Genomic DNA, 18,021 nt, shown 5'->3' on the forward strand with positions numbered 1-18,021 from the left:
TCAACAAACAATACCTTAGCTTAAAATTTAAATGATGGAAAACTTCAAGATAATCGGGATATCGGTTCAAACAACCAATCAAAACAATCAGGCCGCTACAGATTTAGGACAGCTTTGGGGCAGTTTCTATCAGGAGGAAATCAGCAAACAAATCCCCAATAGAGAGAGTGATGATGTTTATGCCATTTATACTGATTATGAAAGTGATTATACCGGAAGCTACACCGCCATTATTGGCCACCGTGTTACTTCTCTGGATGATATCCCGAATGCTTTAACAGGACGGGAAATAAAAAACGAAAAGCTGCTCAGGTATATCGCCAAAGGGGAAATGCCGAATGCTGTTGTCGAAACCTGGAAAGAAATCTGGGCCAATGATATTGCCTTATACCGAACCTATCATGCTGATTTTGAGGTTTATGTTGAAAAATCTCAGCAAGGCGAAGATTCAGAAGTGGAGGTTTATATTGGCGTGAGATAAGTTTAAATAACCAAGCCGCCTGTGAGCACTCTTCCTTCAAAAAAGAAGGGGAGTTGAAAACCAATAACAGCACTTTGTACATCGATCTTAATTTTCAAAACAAACTATAGAATTTACACACCCTTACATTCCTTAAACCTAACTAACCACAGAAGCACGATACGATAAATAAAACCCACCCGGTTTTCAGTTCAAAAAATATCTTTATCTTATCTACTTAAACGTTTTATTAAAAATTCAGAAATAAAATTCAAAAAACATTTGCATTTTAAAAAAATATTCTTCTACTTTACGGTGTACAAAGTACACGAAGAAGGCATGAATTTTACAACATCAATTATGACAACGATTATTATTACCACCGGGATAAACCAGCGGGGCTAATTTGTTGTCAATTGAATTAACATAAAAACACAGAAAGCGTCCCGACACAAATCGGGGCGCTTTTTTTTTACCCAAACCACTGAAACTGTACTGAACCAACATAATTAACAAGCAAAGTGGCAGTTTCGCTAAAAACCAGAACTAATGAAAGTACTCAAATTCGGCGGCACATCCGTAGGTTCGGCCGAGAACATTAAAACGCTACTTAATATCGTAGCCAAAGAAAAATTACAAAGCAATCCGGTAGTTGTATTATCGGCCATGAGTGGTGTAACCAACCTGCTTACCGATATGGCAGAACGGGCTGAACGCGGAGAAGATTATGATGCCTCTTTAAAAGAAATAGAAGCGAAACATTTTGCAGTGATTCGTTCGCTTTTACCCGCAGCGGCGCAAAACCCGGTGTTCACCCGTCTGAAAATTTTCTTTAATGAGCTGGAAGATTTATTGCAGGCCGTAACCAACCTTCGCGAATTAAGTGCGCAAACGAAAGATCAGATTTTAAGTTACGGGGAACGTTGCTCTTCTTTTATGATCGCACATATTGCCGCCCAGACCTTAAGCCATGCACTTTATGTAAATGGAGCTGAATTAATTAAAACCGACAACAACTTCGGACAGGCAAAGGTAGATACTGAATTAACTGAAATATTAATTAATGATTTTTACCAGGCCAATAAAGACCAGGTGCTTTTTGTTACCGGTTTCATCGCCAGTAATACAGCCGGAAGGGTAACTACCTTGGGTCGTGGCGGTTCTGATTATACTGCTGCAGTATGGGGTTCAGCTTTAAATGCTGAAGAAATCGAAATCTGGACGGATGTTAATGGCATGATGACCGCTGACCCACGGATTGTTAAAAAGGCATTTTCTCTACCAGAACTAAGTTATACGGAAGCGATGGAGTTAAGCTATTTTGGGGCAAAGGTGATTTATCCGCCAACGATGATTCCGGCTTTCATGAAGAAAATCCCCATTGTAATTAAAAACACCTTTGAACCAGACTTTGCCGGAACCTATATTAAAAGTGATGTAAAAACATCCAGCCTGCCTATCAAAGGGATTTCATCTATTGATCACATCAGCATCATCAACCTCACCGGTAGTGGCATGGTGGGCAAAGCCGGGTTCAGCGGAAGGTTGTTTTCGCTTCTCTCCCGTGAGCAGATTAATGTCGTGCTCATTACCCAATCATCGTCAGAACACAGCATTACTTTTGCCGTGAAACCCACAGATGCCGGTCAGGCCATTGCCTTAATCAAAAAAGAATTCGAACTGGAGCTGGATGCCAATAAACTGGCTTTACCCGAAGTGGAAAACAACCTTGCCGTTTTGGCCATTGTGGGTGAAAACATGAAACGCACGCCGGGCATGAGTGGCCGTTTGTTTGGCGCACTGGGCCGCAACGGAATCAATGTTAGGGCCATAGCACAAGGCTCTTCAGAATATAATATCTCTGTAATCATCAGCAAAAATGATTTATCAAAAGCCGTAAATGCTGTTCACGATGCCTTCTTTACTGATTTAAAGAGAACCCTAAATATCTTCTGTCTGGGAACAGGAAACATCGGCAAAACCTTATTTAACCAGCTGAAAGAACAAATGCCATTCCTTGCTGAAAATAATGATTTGCAGGTAAAAGTAACCGGCATCTGCAATACCCGCAAAATGGTTTTCAATGCAGATGGCTTATCACTGGAGAATTGGGAAAACGATTTGAATGAAAATGGTGAGCAGGCTGATTTGGCAGGGTTTGTAGCAAAAATGAAAGCCATGAATTTACCAAACTGCGTTTTTGTCGACAATACCGCCGCTGAAAAACCTATCGAATTCTACCAGGGTGTTTTTGAAAGCAGTATTTCTGTAGTTACCTGCAACAAAAAAGGCAATTCGGCAGATTACGCACAATACAAATCATTTAAAGATACTGCCCGTAAGTTTGGCGTAGATTTTTATTATGAAACCAATGTAGGTGCAGGTCTTCCAATCATCCGTACCCTAAAAGAATTGATGATGAGTGGAGATAAAGTGGCGCGTATTGAAGCCATTTTATCCGGAACTATCTCTTACATTTTCAATAACTTTAAAGGTGAAGCGGGATTTTACGAAACCGTAAAAGAAGCACAGGAGTTGGGCTATACCGAGCCTGATCCACGGGATGATTTGAATGGAAAAGATTTCATGCGTAAAATGTTAATCCTAGCCCGTGATGCGGGTTATCCATTGGAAGCTGCTGATGTAAAAATTGATAACATTCTGCCCGAAGCCTGTTTAAATGCCACTTCCGTTGAAGATTTCTATGCTGAATTGCAAAAGAATTCGGCTTATTTTGAAGACTTGAAAAACCAGGCGGCCAATGATGGGAAAGTGCTGCGCTACATCGGAAAACTGGAAGATGGCCATGTAGAAATCAGTCTGCAAATGGTAAATGACAGTCACCCTTTCTATATGCTTTCAGGAAGTGACAATATCATCTCATTCACCACTGACCGATACAAATCCCGTCCATTAGTAGTGAAAGGCCCTGGAGCTGGTGCAGAAGTTACTGCCGCAGGAGTTTTTGCCGACATCATTAATGTAGGTACTTTAAACAACTAGTACCATGAATCCGGTTTTAGCAGATAAGAATGAAATCATAAACTTGGTTGATCAGGCAATAATTGATGTTAACAGCATGACGGAAAAATCATGGAACAATAAACCTCAACCCTCAAAATGGTCTAAGAAAGAATTACGGGGTCATTTGATCGATAGTGCATCGAATAATATCCAGGATGAATGGGTGCTTTATCAAAATTATCAGATCAGCCGGGTAATTAAAAACATTCCGGAAGAAAGGCTCCAGAATAACGGTGACACCGGAGAAGGAAAAAGTGAGCTGCATACACTTTCTTATTTTATTGAAGATGATGTTGTGCATTTAAAATATCATATAAACCAAATAACCGCTTAACAATAGCTAAGCCAATTGATAATGAAAAATAGTATAAAAGTTTTCGCTCCCGCTACAGTAGCCAACGTAGTTTGCGGTTTTGATGTATTGGGTTTTGCGGTAAATCAGCCGGGCGATGAAGTGGAAATGCGTTTAACCGATACCCCAGGCGTAATCATCAAAACCATTACCGGCGATGGTGGCCGTTTGCCCCTTGATGCTGCAAAAAATACGGTAAGTGCCAGCGTGCAACATTACCTGCAACATGTAAATCGTTTGGATATTGGCGTTGAAATTGAACTGCATAAAAAAATGCCTATTGGCAGTGGATTAGGTTCCAGTTCGGCCAGTACGGTTGCCGGCTTATTTGCAATAAATAAGTTAATGGGCGATTTATTAACCCCAAAAGAACTTGTCCCTTTTGCGATGAAAGGTGAAGAACTGGCCTGCGGATATGGCCATGCTGATAATGTAGCACCGGCCATTTTAGGTGGTTTTGTGCTAATAAGAAGTTACGAACCACTTGATGTAATTTCATTACCAACCCCTGCCGGAATGTATGCCGCAATTGTTTATCCGGAGGTGGATGTACCCACTAAAGATGCCCGCCAAATGATTCGCAGCAAGGTTTTGCTTAAAGATGCGGTTACCCAGTGGGGAAATGTTGCCGGTTTGGTTAGCGGATTATTTATGAATGATTTTGATTTAATCGGCCGCAGCATGAAAGATGTGCTGGTAGAACCTACGAGATCCATTCTAATCCCGGGTTTCGAAGAAATGAGGGCTATTGCGATGGAAAACGGCGCCATCGGGTTCGGTATCTCAGGTTCCGGCCCTTCCGTTTTTGCGCTAACAAAAGATGAAGAAACGGCAAAGAAAATCACTAAAGCACAGCAACAACACCTGCATAAAATTAACATAAACAGCAAAGCCTACGTTTCTTCCGTGAATGCCGAAGGACCAAAAGTAATGTAAATAATACTGGAAGGCAGAAGGCGTAAAGGCTGCGGGTTAAACGCCCAAAACCTTCCAACCTCCCAACCTCCCAACTTTCCAACCTTTTACAAATGAAACTATATTCAACCAATAATAAAGACTTAAGCGTTTCTTTTAAAGAAGCTGTTTTTAACAGCATGCCTCAGGATAAAGGCTTGTATATGCCGGTAGAAATTCCGGAACTGGACGCTGATTTCATCCAGAACATTGAAAAGTATTCTCTACCGGAAATTGCTTATAAAGTAGCTTCAATACTTCTTCAAGATGAAATTCCGGCAGATGATTTAAAGACTTTGATTGAAGATGCCATTAACTTTGAGGCGCCTGCTGTAAAACTGGATGATCAAACATTTGTACTGGAACTTTTCCACGGACCCTCGCTGGCATTCAAAGATTTTGGTGCCCGTTTCATGAGTCGGGTGATGGCTTATTTTCTTAAAGACGGAGAGCAGTTACTGGACGTTCTGGTAGCCACTTCCGGCGATACGGGAGGTGCTGTTGCCCTCGGATTTTTAGGCGTACCCAACACCAGGGTAACCATTCTTTATCCGGAGGGAAAGGTAAGCCCGATCCAGGAATTACAACTGACGACCAATGGCCGGAACATCAGGGCAATTGAAATCAAGGGAACATTTGATGATTGTCAGGCTTTGGTTAAACAGGCTTTTGCCGATGAAGAATTAAATGCCAGATTCAGGTTAACATCAGCCAATTCTATCAATATTTCAAGATTGATTCCTCAAACCTTTTATTATTTCAATACTTACGCACAATTGAAAAGAGCAGGTTTACAGGATGTTATTTTCTCGGTTCCAAGTGGAAATTTCGGCAACATTGGTGCGGGCTTACTTGCGTATAAAATGGGTTTACCAGTTAAACAATTTATCGCTGCAACAAATATCAATGATACGGTGCCCCGTTTCCTGGAAAGTGGCCTTTACGAAACGAAACCATCCACACAAACCTATTCTAATGCCATGGATGTAGGTGCACCAAGTAACTGGGTGCGCATTATGGATTTATTTGACCATGACATTGACACTTTGAAAAAGGTGGTGACTGCTTACCGTTTTAATGATGAGGAAACCCTTGCAGGGATTAAAAACATTGATAAACAATTTAATTATGTGGCTTGTCCGCATACCGCAATCGCTTACTTAGCCATTGAACGGTACAGAGCAGAAAACCCGGCAAACGATAACGCTGCTGTATTTTTATCAACGGCGCATGCCTGCAAATTTCCCGATATTTTTCCAGCGGATATGGCAGCCAAAATTGAAATCCCTGAACAGGTAACAGCCTTAACCAGCAGACCAAAACAGGCCGATCAGTTAGGGGCGGATTTTGAAGGATTTAAACATTATTTATTGAATGCATCAGAAATGCCTGATTAAAAATTCAAAACATCAACCTGAAATAAAAGGGCTGAATCAATATTCAGCCCTTTCCGGTATTATTTGGCACTATGTGATTTCAAAGACTGAATCTCACGCTTTAATGCTTCAATCTGCTCCTGCTGTTCTTTGATGCTACCAACCAGTAGGGGGATTAAACTTTCATAATCAACCTTCGTAAGCGTAGCCGACCGATAAGCGTTTTTACCTGTTGCATAATCTTTAGCCTGTACCGTTACGATTTCGGGTACAGCCGATTTAGCTTCCGTTCCGATAAAACCATATTGTTGTTTAGGAGAAATTTTTAATTTTTCAGCCCATGCTTTATCGTAATTAAAACTAACTGGTTGTAATTTAGAAACCGTTTCCAATGAATTGGTAACTGGTTTCACATTGTTTTGTGCGACTTCCTGTGCACTAATCTGTAGAGATGCGGCAACTAAAAATGCCGCAAATGTAAATGAAATTGCTCGTTTCATATGATTTATAAATTTAGATTAAAAGATAAACTGCCGCAATAGCCGAATAGCCATGCGAATTAAAAACAGGAATAAAAAATGATTACCCCAATGGTGGAGGTGTTATTACCTCAGGGAAATAGGTTTTTTTAAACGTATGATCCGGAATGATCAACTTTTTCTCAGTGATAAAGCATGTACACACATCCGTAACAGAAAAGAAATGATTGGTGAAATATTCAGTTTCCACTTTCTTTTCCTCTTTTTCAGTCGCATCATCATTGGTAGATGCATATTCCAGTTCAGTTGGCGAATATTTAATATACGACATGGCATTACTCACCTTTATAAAGAAAGTGGCTGCAATACAAATGATCAATATATACTTCAAACCAGTGAATTTCATTGTTACAAATATAGGTTGTACAAACTCTCTAACAATCTAATTGCGTTAAAGTTCTGTCAGAATTCTTTTCATTTCATCGGTAGCAATTTGAATATCAACTGCCGAAGTCCGCCAATTTACAAAGGCTGCACGAATACCCTTCACACTATTATACGTGGTTGAGGTCATGAATACTTTACCGGTAGCATTTAACCGATGAAGAAATTCATCTAAGTGATTTTTATCTTTTAATGAAAAGCAAACGGTATTCAATCGCACAGGTGCAAGCATTTCGAATGACTCATTACTTTCTATAAACTCAGCAAACAGTAAAGCATGACCCACATTGTTTTCTACAATTTCCTGATAGCCCGACTTGCCATAACTCATTAAATTAAACCAGGCGGGTAATGCTTTTAAGCGGCGGGAGTTTTCCGGCAGGAAATTGAGGTAATTAAAGTTCTCAAGCGGATTACCCAGGTACGCTGCATTTGCATTTTGGAAAGTTTCCATCTGTAGGCGTTTATGCTTCTCCTTTAAAAAGAATACTGCACTTTCGTAAGGTACATTAAGCCATTTATGACAGTCGATTGTGATGCTGTCTGCCTGCTCCCAACCCGCTACCAGGTGTTGATATTTTGGTGAACAAGCTGCAAAACCACCAAAGGCTGCATCGATATGCCACCAGAAATTATATTTTTTATGCAACTTTTGAATGGTTATGAAATCATCGAAGTCGACGGTATTAACAGTCCCTGCACTGGAAATCAAGATAAAAGGTTCACCATTTAGTGCCACAATTTTATCTTCCAGATCGGCTATATCCAATGCTTCCCGGTTACCGGGCAACACTTTAATTTTAACGACATTATTGCTGCCTATTCCAAGTATAGAAAGCGATTTCATTGCTGATGAATGCGGCGTAGCTGATAAAACTTTGATCAAACCACTCACGCCATCTTTTGCAAAATCTTTTCCGGCTTGCTTGCCAATCCATTGTCTGGCACTCCCTAAACACGTGAAGTTTGACATGGTGGCGCCGGTAACAAAACCGCCAAAAAAATCATCAGGCAAATTAAAAAGAGACAATAAAAGCCTGATGGTTTCGAATTCTATTACTGCAGAAATATCGCCATTCCCTTTTGCCGATTGTGTATTTTGGTCATAAACGGAAGCCAACCAGTCGCCGGCAATGGCAGCAGGAGTAGTTCCACCAGTTACAAAGCCCCAAAACCTGGGTCCTGATGACGCCACCATTGCAGGTTCAAATCTATCATTAAAAAATTGGAGCGCACCCAAAGTGCCCAAACCGTCTTCATGTAAACCCACTTCCTGATCAGGATTTACTTTGCCAGTTGTCAGTCTGTTATGCAGATGATTTAAATAGTCTGAACTTTGCTGCTGTACCTGAGTAAGAATTTCATCAAGTTGAGCTAAGTCTTTATGTAAGTGGTTCATTTGTAATTCTTATGGGTAATCAAAAACAGTTTAATTCAAGCATTTTAGAAAATTGCCTTCGCTATTTGCTTCGTTTGTTCTGGTCTGCCCATGGTATAAAAGTGCAGTACGGGCACACCAAAATCCATCAACTCCTTGCATTGCTTAATCATTGCAGCTGTACCGATTTCTTTTGCTTCAGCATTGCTTTTAGCATGGGATAAAGCATCAGTTAATTCATCCGGCAGGTCTATATGGAAAATTTTAGGCAACACATTTAATTGCGTGAGGGTGCTGACTGGTTTCAAACCTGGAATAATCGGCACATTGATATCATTCTCTCTGCATTTCTTTACGAAGTCGAAATATTTCTGATTATCAAAAAACATTTGTGTTACAATGAACTCTGCACCCATATCTACCTTTTTTTTCAGATACTTAAAGTCGGCATTTAAATTGGGTGCTTCAAAGTGTTTTTCAGGGTAACCGGCAACACCAATGCAAAAATCACTTTTGAAGGTCTCAATATCTTCATGCAAAAATTTACCTTCATTGTGGTTTTTGATATGTTGGATGAGGTCTGTCGCATAACAATGTCCGCCTTTTGTAGGAATGAAAGAATGATCGGCAGCACGGGCATCACCACGCAGGGCCAATACATTGTCTATTCCCAAAAACTGTAAATCGATCAATGCATTTTCAGTTTCCTCCTTGGTAAACCCTCCACAAATTAAGTGGGGTACTGCATCAATTTTGTATTTATGAATAATTGCGGCACAAATGGCAATCGTACCCGGCCGCTTGCGGTAAGATACCTTTTGCAGCAAGCCGTTATCCTGTTCTTTATAAATATAATCTTCACGCAGGGAAGTTACATCAATAAAGGGCGGATTAAATTCCAGTAAAGGATCAATGGCATCGTAAATCCACTGGATACTCTGGCCTTTAATTGGCGGCAATAGTTCAAAAGAGAATAAGGTTTTACCCTTAGCGTTTTTTATATGGTTGGTTATTTTCATTGGGTTAAAAGTCTGGGGAGGGCTAATTGAACAAGCGTTTGATAATAATTTATAAATCCGTTTAATAGTTTTTCGTGTCGTTTCCGGTTTAATGAGTATAAGCCTTTAAATCCGGTTCAGTGATAAAATTCAAATCATAAAAAATACAATTGTGTTTCGACTTTGTAAACAGAACCTCTAGCTTCTGATCGGGCTCATCAGGCCAAATCTTTCTTTGTTAGGAAATCAGAAGATGCCAAATAAACTTCTTTTGATAAGATTCTAGCCTGTTTCCAAACATCTAAATCAGTATAATTTTTCTTTTCTTTTTCCATCTGAACCTTTGCTATAGCCTATCGCATTCTATACATCCAAAGCGGTAACCTTCAACTCATAACCCAAAACCTTAATAAGCCAAATTCGGACTCAGCCATCTTTCTACTTCTTCTATTGACATATTTTTACGCAGGGCATAATCTTCAATCTGGTCTTTGGTAATTTTGCCCAATCCGAAATACCTGGATTCAGGATGTGCGAAATAAAACCCACTCACTGCCGCCGTTGGATACATGGCATAACTTTCTGTTAAACGAAGTCCGATCTGGTTTTCAGCATCTAACAATTCAAATAAAGTACCTTTTTCCGTGTGTTCCGGACAGGCCGGATAACCAGGTGCGGGACGAATTCCGGCATATTCCTCTTTAATTAATTCAGCGTTTGAAAGATCCTCATCTTTGGCATAACCCCAATATTCTTTACGTACCCGCTCATGCATGCGTTCGGCAAAAGCTTCCGCCAAACGATCAGCCAGGGCCTTTGCCATAATGCTGTTGTAATCATCATGGTTTGATTCAAATTCATCAACCAGTGCATCAATTCCAATACCTGTAGTTACTGCAAAGCCACCAAAATAATCCTGAATACCACTTTCTTTCGGCGCTATAAAATCTGATAAGGCATAATAAGGTTGTCCGTCAACTTTTTCTGCCTGCTGGCGAAGGGTGTGTATGGTTACCAGTTTGGGGTTTGGAGTTTGGAGTTTGGAGTCTCCCAACTCTATACTCTCAACTCTCAACTCAATATCGTCTCCAACCGCATTTGCCGGCCAAAAACCAATCACCCCTCTGGCGGTCAGTAATTTTTCATCCAGAATCCGCTTCAATAACTTTTGTGCATCATCAAAGAGTTTTTTGGCTTCGTCACCTACGTTTTTATCATCAAAGATTTTAGGATAGCTTCCGCGAAGTTCCCATGTGTGGAAAAACGGTGTCCAATCAATGTAAGGAACGAGTTCTTCCAATGGATAATGATCAAATACCCGGATTCCGGTAAATTCGGGTACAGGAAGATCTGGTTTAAAATCGATCTTAAATTTATTTCCCCGTGCCTGTTCAAGCGTTTTAAAGCGCTTATCAGAACGCTTGTTTAAATGCGCTTCGCGGGCTTTATCATACTCAGCCCTGATGCCTGCTACATAATCATCCTTTGTTTCCGGATTCATTAAGGTACTGCAAACTGTTACACTTCTGGAAGCATCAAGCACATGAATGGCTGGCCCTGAATAATTTGGAGCCACCTTAACAGCAGCATGAATTCTGGATGTAGTAGCACCACCAATAATCAATGGAATGGTAAAGCCTTCACGTTCCATCTCCTTGGCAAAGTGAACCATTTCGTCTAAAGATGGCGTAATCAATCCGCTTAGTCCAATAATATCTGCATTAATTTCTTTGGCTTTTTTGATGATTTCCTGTGCCGGAACCATCACGCCCATATCTACAATTTCAAAGTTATTACAGGCTAAAACTACGCCTACGATATTTTTACCAATATCATGCACATCACCTTTTACGGTAGCCATCAGCACTTTTCCGGCTGATGAACTTTGATTCTGATCCGGATTATCCAGTTTTTCCTGCTCAATGAACGGCAATAAATACGCCACAGCCTTTTTCATTACACGAGCAGATTTTACCACCTGGGGCAAAAACATTTTCCCGGCGCCGAATAAATCACCAACAATATTCATCCCATCCATCAGCGGCCCTTCAATCACCTGAATCGGACGGGCATATTTCTGTCGTGCTTCTTCTACATCATCATCCAGGTATTCTACAATTCCTTTAACTAAAGAATGTGATAATCTTTCTTCCACTGAGCCCTTTCTCCATTCCTCATCCTTAACCACTTCCTTACCTTTTGATTTTACGGTATCGGCATATTCTACCAAACGTTCGGTGGCATCATCTCTCCGGTTGAGCAATACATCCTCTACACGTTCCAGAAGTTCAGGTGGAATTTCCTGGTAAACTTCGAGCATCCCTGCATTTACAATCCCCATATCCAGGCCTGCCTGAATGGCGTGATAGAGAAAAGCCGAGTGCATGGCTTCCCTAACAGTATTGTTTCCCCTGAATGAGAATGAAATATTAGAAACCCCGCCGCTCACTTTAGCATGCGGGAGATTTTCTTTGATCCAACGGGTGGCATTGATAAAATCAACAGCATAGTTATTGTGCTCTTCCAGTCCGGTGGCAACGGTTAAAATGTTGGGGTCGAAGATGATATCTTCCGCAGGAAATCCAATTTCATGCACCAAAATATCATAACTTCTTTTACAAATCTCTTTTCTGCGCTCGTAGTTATCGGCCTGGCCTTGTTCATCGAAAGCCATCACCACTACAGCAGCACCGTATTGCATAATTTTACGGGCACTTTCGCGGAATTTATCCTCGCCTTCTTTTAAAGAGATTGAATTCACAATTCCTTTTCCCTGCAGGCATTTCAAACCATTTTCAATCACCGACCATTTAGAGGAATCGACCATGATGGGCAACTTCGCAATGTCGGGTTCGGAGGCGATCAGGTTTAAAAATTTGGTCATGGCTGCTTCCGAATCCAGCATTCCCTCGTCCATGTTCACATCAATCACCTGTGCGCCACCTTCAACCTGTTGCAAGGCCACGGCGAGCGCAGCTTCGTAATCACCCCCTAAAATCAGCTTCGAAAATTTAGGCGAACCGGTAATATTGGTTCTTTCCCCAACATTTACGAAAATACTTTCAGGCGTAATGGTTACGGGCTCCAGGCCACTTAACCGCATAAACGGCTGAATTTCCGGAATTTTTCTTGGTGATGCTTTTCTGGCATTCGCCGCGATACAGCCGATATGTTCGGGCGTGGTACCACAGCAACCTCCTACAATATTAACAAAGCCAGAAGCGATAAAGTCATCTACTAAGTGTGCTGTCTCATGCGGTTGCTCATCATAAGCACCAAATTCATTGGGCAAACCTGCATTTGGATAGGCAGAAACGTAACATCCCGCTTTTGCGGCTAACTCTTCAATATGCGGACGCATTTCTTTCGCACCCAACGCACAGTTGAAACCTATACTTAAAGGTTTTGCGTGCATCACTGAGTTTAAAAAAGCCTCGGCAGTTTGTCCGGATAGGGTCCGACCAGAAGCATCGGTAATCGTACCGGAAATCATAATCTCCAATTTACGGCCAATAACTTCTTCATATTTTTTGATGGCCACAATAGCCACTTTGGCATTCAGCGTATCGAAAATGGTTTCAATCAGCAATACATCTGATCCACCATCTACCAAACCACGTACCTGCTCGTAATAAGCGGTCTCCAATTCATCAAAGTAAACCGCCCGGTAACCCGGATCATTTACATTGGGCGACATGGAAAGCGTTCTATTGGTTGGGCCAATGGCACCGGCAACGAAACACTTACGATCTGGATTAGCAGCCATAAACTCATCTGCCGCTTCTTTTGCCACTTTAGCACCTTCATAACTCAATTCATACGACAAATCTTCCATCTGGTAATCCGCCATGGAGATTCTTTGCGTACTAAAGGTATTGGTTTCGATAATATCTGCGCCAGCGGCTAAATATTCTAGATGTATGGCTTTGATAATATCCGGACGGGTGATGTTCAGCAAATCATTATTGCCTTTCACATCGCAAGGATGATCCTTAAACCGTTCCCCTCTAAAATCTTCTTCGGTAAGCGTATAACGTTGAATCATCGTGCCCATCGCACCATCGATGACTAAAATACGTTTTTCTAATTCTTCTCTTATGCTCATTCTGTTATTAGATGTGAGAGACGAGAGGAGTGATCTGAGAAATTAAGACATTTATAATTGGCCTCAAATCTCAAATCTAATTTCTCAAATCTCAAAAAAGCTTATTCAAAAAGTTGGCACATGGATCGTACTTCCTTAACTTATCTTTCTCCCGGTTAACCGAGATTAGAATGTAGCACCTTGTTGGCACAGGTTGCTAAGACTTCGTTGGGTCTAATCCCTCCGTCTTTCTTAATAAGCATACAAAAATGCAACAAAGCAACATCATTTCCAAAATTTATCGCTTCGCTGCCAAATAAAATTACAAAGGCCATGCAAATATGCACGGCCTTTAAAATATTGTTTTGTCATTAACCTGAAACCAGATAAATCCAGCGGTCAGAATTTAGTGAATTATCTTCTGCTACCGAAGAGACGTAGTAAAGAAACAAATAAGTTAATGAATGTGATATAAAGTGACAAGGCACCCATTATTGCTAATTTTTTGCTGTCAGCCAATGCAATTTCATTTCCGCTTTCATCCAAACCTTCACCAATTCTTTTAATTTCCTGAACCTTGTAAGCGGTAAGCGCAGTAAAAATAGCCACACCAACAAAGCCTAAAATGTAGTTCAGCGTTTCGCTGCCGATAAAGAAGTTGATCAGACTTACGATAACCAAACCGATTACGCCAGCCATTAGTATTGGTCCGAATTTACTTAAATCAACATCTGTAGTGTATCCCATGATGGCCATTACAGCAAAAATAACGGCTGCTGCAACGAAGCAAATGGCAATAGATGTTGTTGTGTAAATTAAAAGAATAAAGCCCAACATCACACCTGTTAGTAAAGAATACAACAGAAAAATACCCACTAATGCCGGGAAGGATAATCTTTGCATAGCGGCACCCATCAACATCACTAAACCCAGTGGTGCAAAGATGGCAATGTATCCAAATACGGTAAATCCTTTTTCAGCTACTAAATAAGATAAAATTCCTGGCGAATTTGCCAATACAAATGCAGAAGCACTTGATATTAACAAAGCAACGAACATCCATAAGAATACGCTGGCAAAGAATTTTTTAGACACTGTGTTTTCCTGCACGAACACGCTATTGCCCTGATATTGATAATTTTGTTGTTCCATTTTTATTTGTGTATTTAAATAATTATAAAAATAATACTTTAATTCAGTCTTTTTGTCAGCAATTCTTCAACTTTTTTGAAGAACTGTAACGGTTTTAGTGTACGCCAGGGCAGGTGATCGAAAGCACCTCCAAAATTAATGTAATAATCAATGTTGTTATCTTTAAACTCCCTGACAACATGTTCCTGGAAATTTACCCCAACAATCCAGCCATCTTCCACTTCCTGAAACCATTCTTCATAATAACTATCGTCTGATGAATGAAAGTTCAATACATTTTCTCCGATTAATACAAACTTATTAATGCCTTCATCCATCATGAGTTCCAAAATATCGCGTTTCAGCAACATGATGTCGTTGTTGATGGCATCATTCCATTCGCCGATAAACTCAATAATCGCGTAACCTCTATCATAATCCGCATACAATACTTTCATGTACAAGGTATTGGAACCAAACTCATCCCATTGCGGGTGCAACAGAAAATTATAGATCTGCTTATCAAAGTACAGTTCAGAGTATTCGGTATTGTAGAATGGCGATCGCTCATCCTCTGCCGAGATATAATCATCTCTCCACTGGTAATACGGCTCTATCTCGTGCATGTTTTTTTAATTATTGAATGAGTGAATTTTGAATGAGAGAATGCTACAATTACTTCCAAATTCAATCATTCCATCCTTCTCTCATTCTAACATTTCTCAGTGTCCTGCTTCTACCGCTTTACGCACACTTCCATGTTTACTCAGCAAATCTGCAGCTATTTCATAGCTCACATTTAATTCATCAGCTACCATTTGCGTTCCGCGATCAACCAGTTTATGATTAGTTAACTGCATATCTACCATTTTGTTTCCAACCACACGCCCCAATTGCACCATTACGGTGGTACTCAGCATATTTAAAACCAATTTTTGTGCTGTGCCCGATTTCATTCGCGTAGAACCGGTAATAAATTCAGGTCCAACGACCACTTCTACCGGAAAATCAGACGCTGCAGCAATGGGTCCATCAGTATTGCAGACAATGCAACCTGTTAAAACTCCATGCTGGCGTGCTGTATTTAAACCTCCAACCACATATGGTGTGGTGCCGGATGCAGCTAAACCCACCAGGCAATCCTTTTCATTAATATGAAATGCCTGTAAATCTTTCCAGGCCTGCAGGCTGTCATCTTCAGCAAATTCTACAGCCTTTCTGATGGCAGAATCCCCGCCGGCAATAATACCAACTACAGTATCGAAAGGAACACCATAAGTTGGTGGACATTCGGACGCATCTACCACACCTAAGCGGCCGCTGGTACCTGCTCCTATATAAAAAAGCCGACCGCCCTTTTTCATTCTCTCGGCAACGGCCGAAGTTAATTTCTCAATCTGAGGCAAAGATTTTTCAACAGCAAAGGCTACGGTTTTGTCTTCATTGTTAATCCCCTGCAAAACTTCCATTACCGACATTTCATCAATGTGGTTATAATTTGATTCTTGCTCGGTAACTCTATTCATAAATTTATTTTTGATAAAATTCGGTAAATTCTTTCTAAAATCTACCCTAAAAATTTAAAAATATAGATTGCCACCTGATAGAGCAGATGTTATACTGTTAATTTATGTGAAATATTATAAACAAAAGACAAGAAATTGCAGTTAAAAATATATCAACCCGCTTATTTTCATAAATTTGCCTAACGCCAATGAAAAAGAATACCCGAAAAAACATACTGATTGCCATCAGCTATTCTGTGATTTTGATAGCAGGAATGTATTTGGGTATTAAGTTTATTAAAGATCAGGGATTTGGCGTTACCAGAAGACCTCAACTGGCCAGCAATAGTGATGAAAAACTGGAAGAAATTCTGCATATCATCAATAAAAACTATGTAGATGATATCAATACAGATTCGCTGCAAAACTTACCTATTGATAGTGTACTCCACCAGCTGGATCCACACAGTGTATATTTGCCTCCTACCGATGCGCAAGACATGACCAATAACCTGGAAGGGAATTTTGAGGGTGTTGGCATTGAATACTATATGCTGAACGACACCATGATGGTAACAGGCGTGGTGAAAGATGGACCTGCATATCAGGCGGGCATTAAGCTGGGTGATAAAATCCTGGTGATCGATACCACTATGGTTAGTGGCAGAAATTTACCAAAAGAACAATTAACAGGAAGATTCAGGGGAAAGGCTGGTAGCGGCGTGGGCGTTACCTTATTGCGCAGCGGCACACAGGTACAAAGCCGGCTGATGGTTACCCGGGGTAAAGTGAATATCAGCAGCATTGACGCTGCCTACATGATGAACCCGGAAACCGGGTACGTGAGGATTAGTAAATTCGGTGCCAATACAGACGGTGATTTCGCAGCCGCGGCCGCAAACCTAAAGGCAAAAGGAATGAAAAAGCTGATCCTTGATTTACGTGATAATGGCGGCGGTTACTTTTCTGCAGCTACAGGCCTGGCCGATCAGTTTCTGCCTGAAAATAAATTAATTGTATACACCCAGGGTAAGCACGAACCCCGCACAGATTATTATTCGACCGGGACAGGAGCCTTTCAAAATGGGAAGCTTGCCATCCTAATCAATGAAAACACCGCATCAGCAAGTGAAATCGTTGCAGGTGCCATTCAGGATCTGGGCCGTGGAATAATTGTAGGTCGGCGGTCTTTCGGAAAAGGACTCGTTCAGGAACAGTTTGCTTTTGGAGATGGCTCTGCCTTAAATTTAACTATTGCCCGCTATTATACGCCATCTGGGCGAAGCATTCAGAAATCATATAAAAAAGGATATGATGCGTACAAACATGAGCTTGATGAAAGGATGCTTGACGGGGAGTTAACCGGTGATCACACCTCCTTTCAGGATTCGATAGAAAAAAGTGAGGGTGTTAATATGCAGCAACATAAAAGGGCTAAAACTGTTGGCGGGATTCAGCCAGACATTTTTGTAAAACTGGATACTACCGGATATAACAAGTTTTACGCTAACCTGGTGAGCAAAAAAGTGCTGTCTGATTATGTTTTTAATGTATTGACCAACCGCTATAGTGCTGCTTTTGTAGAACAAAATATTAATAATTTTGCCCTGAGTGATAATGAGTTTAAAGATTTTATAGGCTACTTGCAAAGAAAAAATGTAACTATAGACCGCTTTCAGCTTTATGCTGCAAAATCAATTATCCTGAACGATTTAAAAGCCCTGCTCTGCCGCTACTATCTGGGAGACGTGGGCTACTACCGATCTGTTAATCAAACGGATAATGCGGTAAGACAGGCTTTAACCAATCTTCAGTAAATCACAGACAGGTTTCAAA

Annotated in this window: 14 protein-coding genes and 1 riboswitch; of the genes, 6 read left to right on the top strand and 8 right to left on the bottom strand. The window is 40.7% G+C overall.

The features are described 5' to 3' along the window. Nucleotides 1–31: 31 nt before the first annotated feature. The 5 genes from CBW18_RS01615 to thrC all read left to right on the top strand — a co-directional run bounded on the left by CBW18_RS01615 (nt 32) and on the right by thrC (nt 6,187). Nucleotides 32–481, top strand: coding sequence for a GyrI-like domain-containing protein (locus CBW18_RS01615; RefSeq protein ID WP_088299507.1), 450 nt, complete (start codon nt 32–34; stop codon nt 479–481). Between the two features lie 528 nt (nt 482–1,009). Continuing rightward, entirely contained in the window at nt 1,010–3,463 is a 2,454-nt protein-coding gene (gene thrA / locus CBW18_RS01620; protein WP_088299508.1) for a bifunctional aspartate kinase/homoserine dehydrogenase I, read from the top strand. 4 nt (nt 3,464–3,467) lie between these two features. Beyond that, the gene (locus CBW18_RS01625; protein WP_088299509.1) at nt 3,468–3,818 is read left to right on the top strand and encodes a hypothetical protein; all 351 of its coding nucleotides are present in this window, start codon (nt 3,468–3,470) and stop codon (nt 3,816–3,818) included. A 21-nt stretch (nt 3,819–3,839) separates the two neighbouring features. Next, entirely contained in the window at nt 3,840–4,772 is a 933-nt protein-coding gene (locus tag CBW18_RS01630) for a homoserine kinase (RefSeq protein WP_088299510.1), read from the top strand. Between the two features lie 92 nt (nt 4,773–4,864). Then, entirely contained in the window at nt 4,865–6,187 is a 1,323-nt protein-coding gene (gene thrC, locus CBW18_RS01635) for a threonine synthase (protein WP_088299511.1), read from the top strand. Between the two features lie 59 nt (nt 6,188–6,246). On the opposite strand, the gene CBW18_RS01640 is transcribed toward thrC, so the two are convergent. The 8 genes from CBW18_RS01640 to murQ form a co-directional block, all read right to left on the bottom strand. After that, a complete protein-coding gene (locus CBW18_RS01640; RefSeq protein ID WP_088299512.1) occupies nt 6,247–6,666 on the bottom strand; it encodes a tail fiber domain-containing protein in 420 nt (139 codons plus the stop codon). Between the two features lie 82 nt (nt 6,667–6,748). Beyond that, complete coding sequence (locus CBW18_RS01645; RefSeq protein ID WP_088299513.1) at nt 6,749–7,051, bottom strand: hypothetical protein; 303 nt, start codon at nt 7,049–7,051, stop codon at nt 6,749–6,751. A 45-nt stretch (nt 7,052–7,096) separates the two neighbouring features. Continuing rightward, complete coding sequence (locus CBW18_RS01650; protein ID WP_088299514.1) at nt 7,097–8,488, bottom strand: pyridoxal-dependent decarboxylase; 1,392 nt, start codon at nt 8,486–8,488, stop codon at nt 7,097–7,099. 44 nt (nt 8,489–8,532) lie between these two features. Continuing rightward, nucleotides 8,533–9,486, bottom strand: coding sequence for a methylenetetrahydrofolate reductase (locus CBW18_RS01655; protein ID WP_088299515.1), 954 nt, complete (start codon nt 9,484–9,486; stop codon nt 8,533–8,535). Between the two features lie 385 nt (nt 9,487–9,871). Next, on the bottom strand, nt 9,872–13,570 hold the full coding sequence (gene metH / locus CBW18_RS01660) for a methionine synthase (RefSeq protein WP_088299516.1): 3,699 nt from the start codon (nt 13,568–13,570) through the stop codon (nt 9,872–9,874). A 137-nt stretch (nt 13,571–13,707) separates the two neighbouring features. Continuing rightward, a riboswitch (SAM riboswitch) is annotated at nt 13,708–13,811 on the bottom strand. 152 nt (nt 13,812–13,963) lie between these two features. Then, the gene (locus CBW18_RS01665) at nt 13,964–14,701 is read right to left on the bottom strand and encodes a Bax inhibitor-1/YccA family protein (RefSeq protein WP_088299517.1); all 738 of its coding nucleotides are present in this window, start codon (nt 14,699–14,701) and stop codon (nt 13,964–13,966) included. Between the two features lie 38 nt (nt 14,702–14,739). Continuing rightward, a complete protein-coding gene (locus tag CBW18_RS01670) occupies nt 14,740–15,306 on the bottom strand; it encodes a hypothetical protein (RefSeq protein WP_088299518.1) in 567 nt (188 codons plus the stop codon). A 96-nt stretch (nt 15,307–15,402) separates the two neighbouring features. Next, on the bottom strand, nt 15,403–16,206 hold the full coding sequence (murQ, locus tag CBW18_RS01675; RefSeq protein ID WP_088299519.1) for an N-acetylmuramic acid 6-phosphate etherase: 804 nt from the start codon (nt 16,204–16,206) through the stop codon (nt 15,403–15,405). A gap of 188 nt (nt 16,207–16,394) precedes the next feature. On the opposite strand from murQ, the gene CBW18_RS01680 reads away from it, so the two are divergent. Then, nucleotides 16,395–18,002: a S41 family peptidase gene (locus CBW18_RS01680; protein WP_088299520.1), complete on the top strand. Its 1,608-nt coding sequence runs from the start codon at nt 16,395–16,397 to the stop codon at nt 18,000–18,002. Nucleotides 18,003–18,021: the final 19 nt, after the last annotated feature.

This window comes from Pedobacter sp. AJM (assembly GCF_002197755.1).
Taxonomy (GTDB): domain Bacteria; phylum Bacteroidota; class Bacteroidia; order Sphingobacteriales; family Sphingobacteriaceae; genus Pedobacter.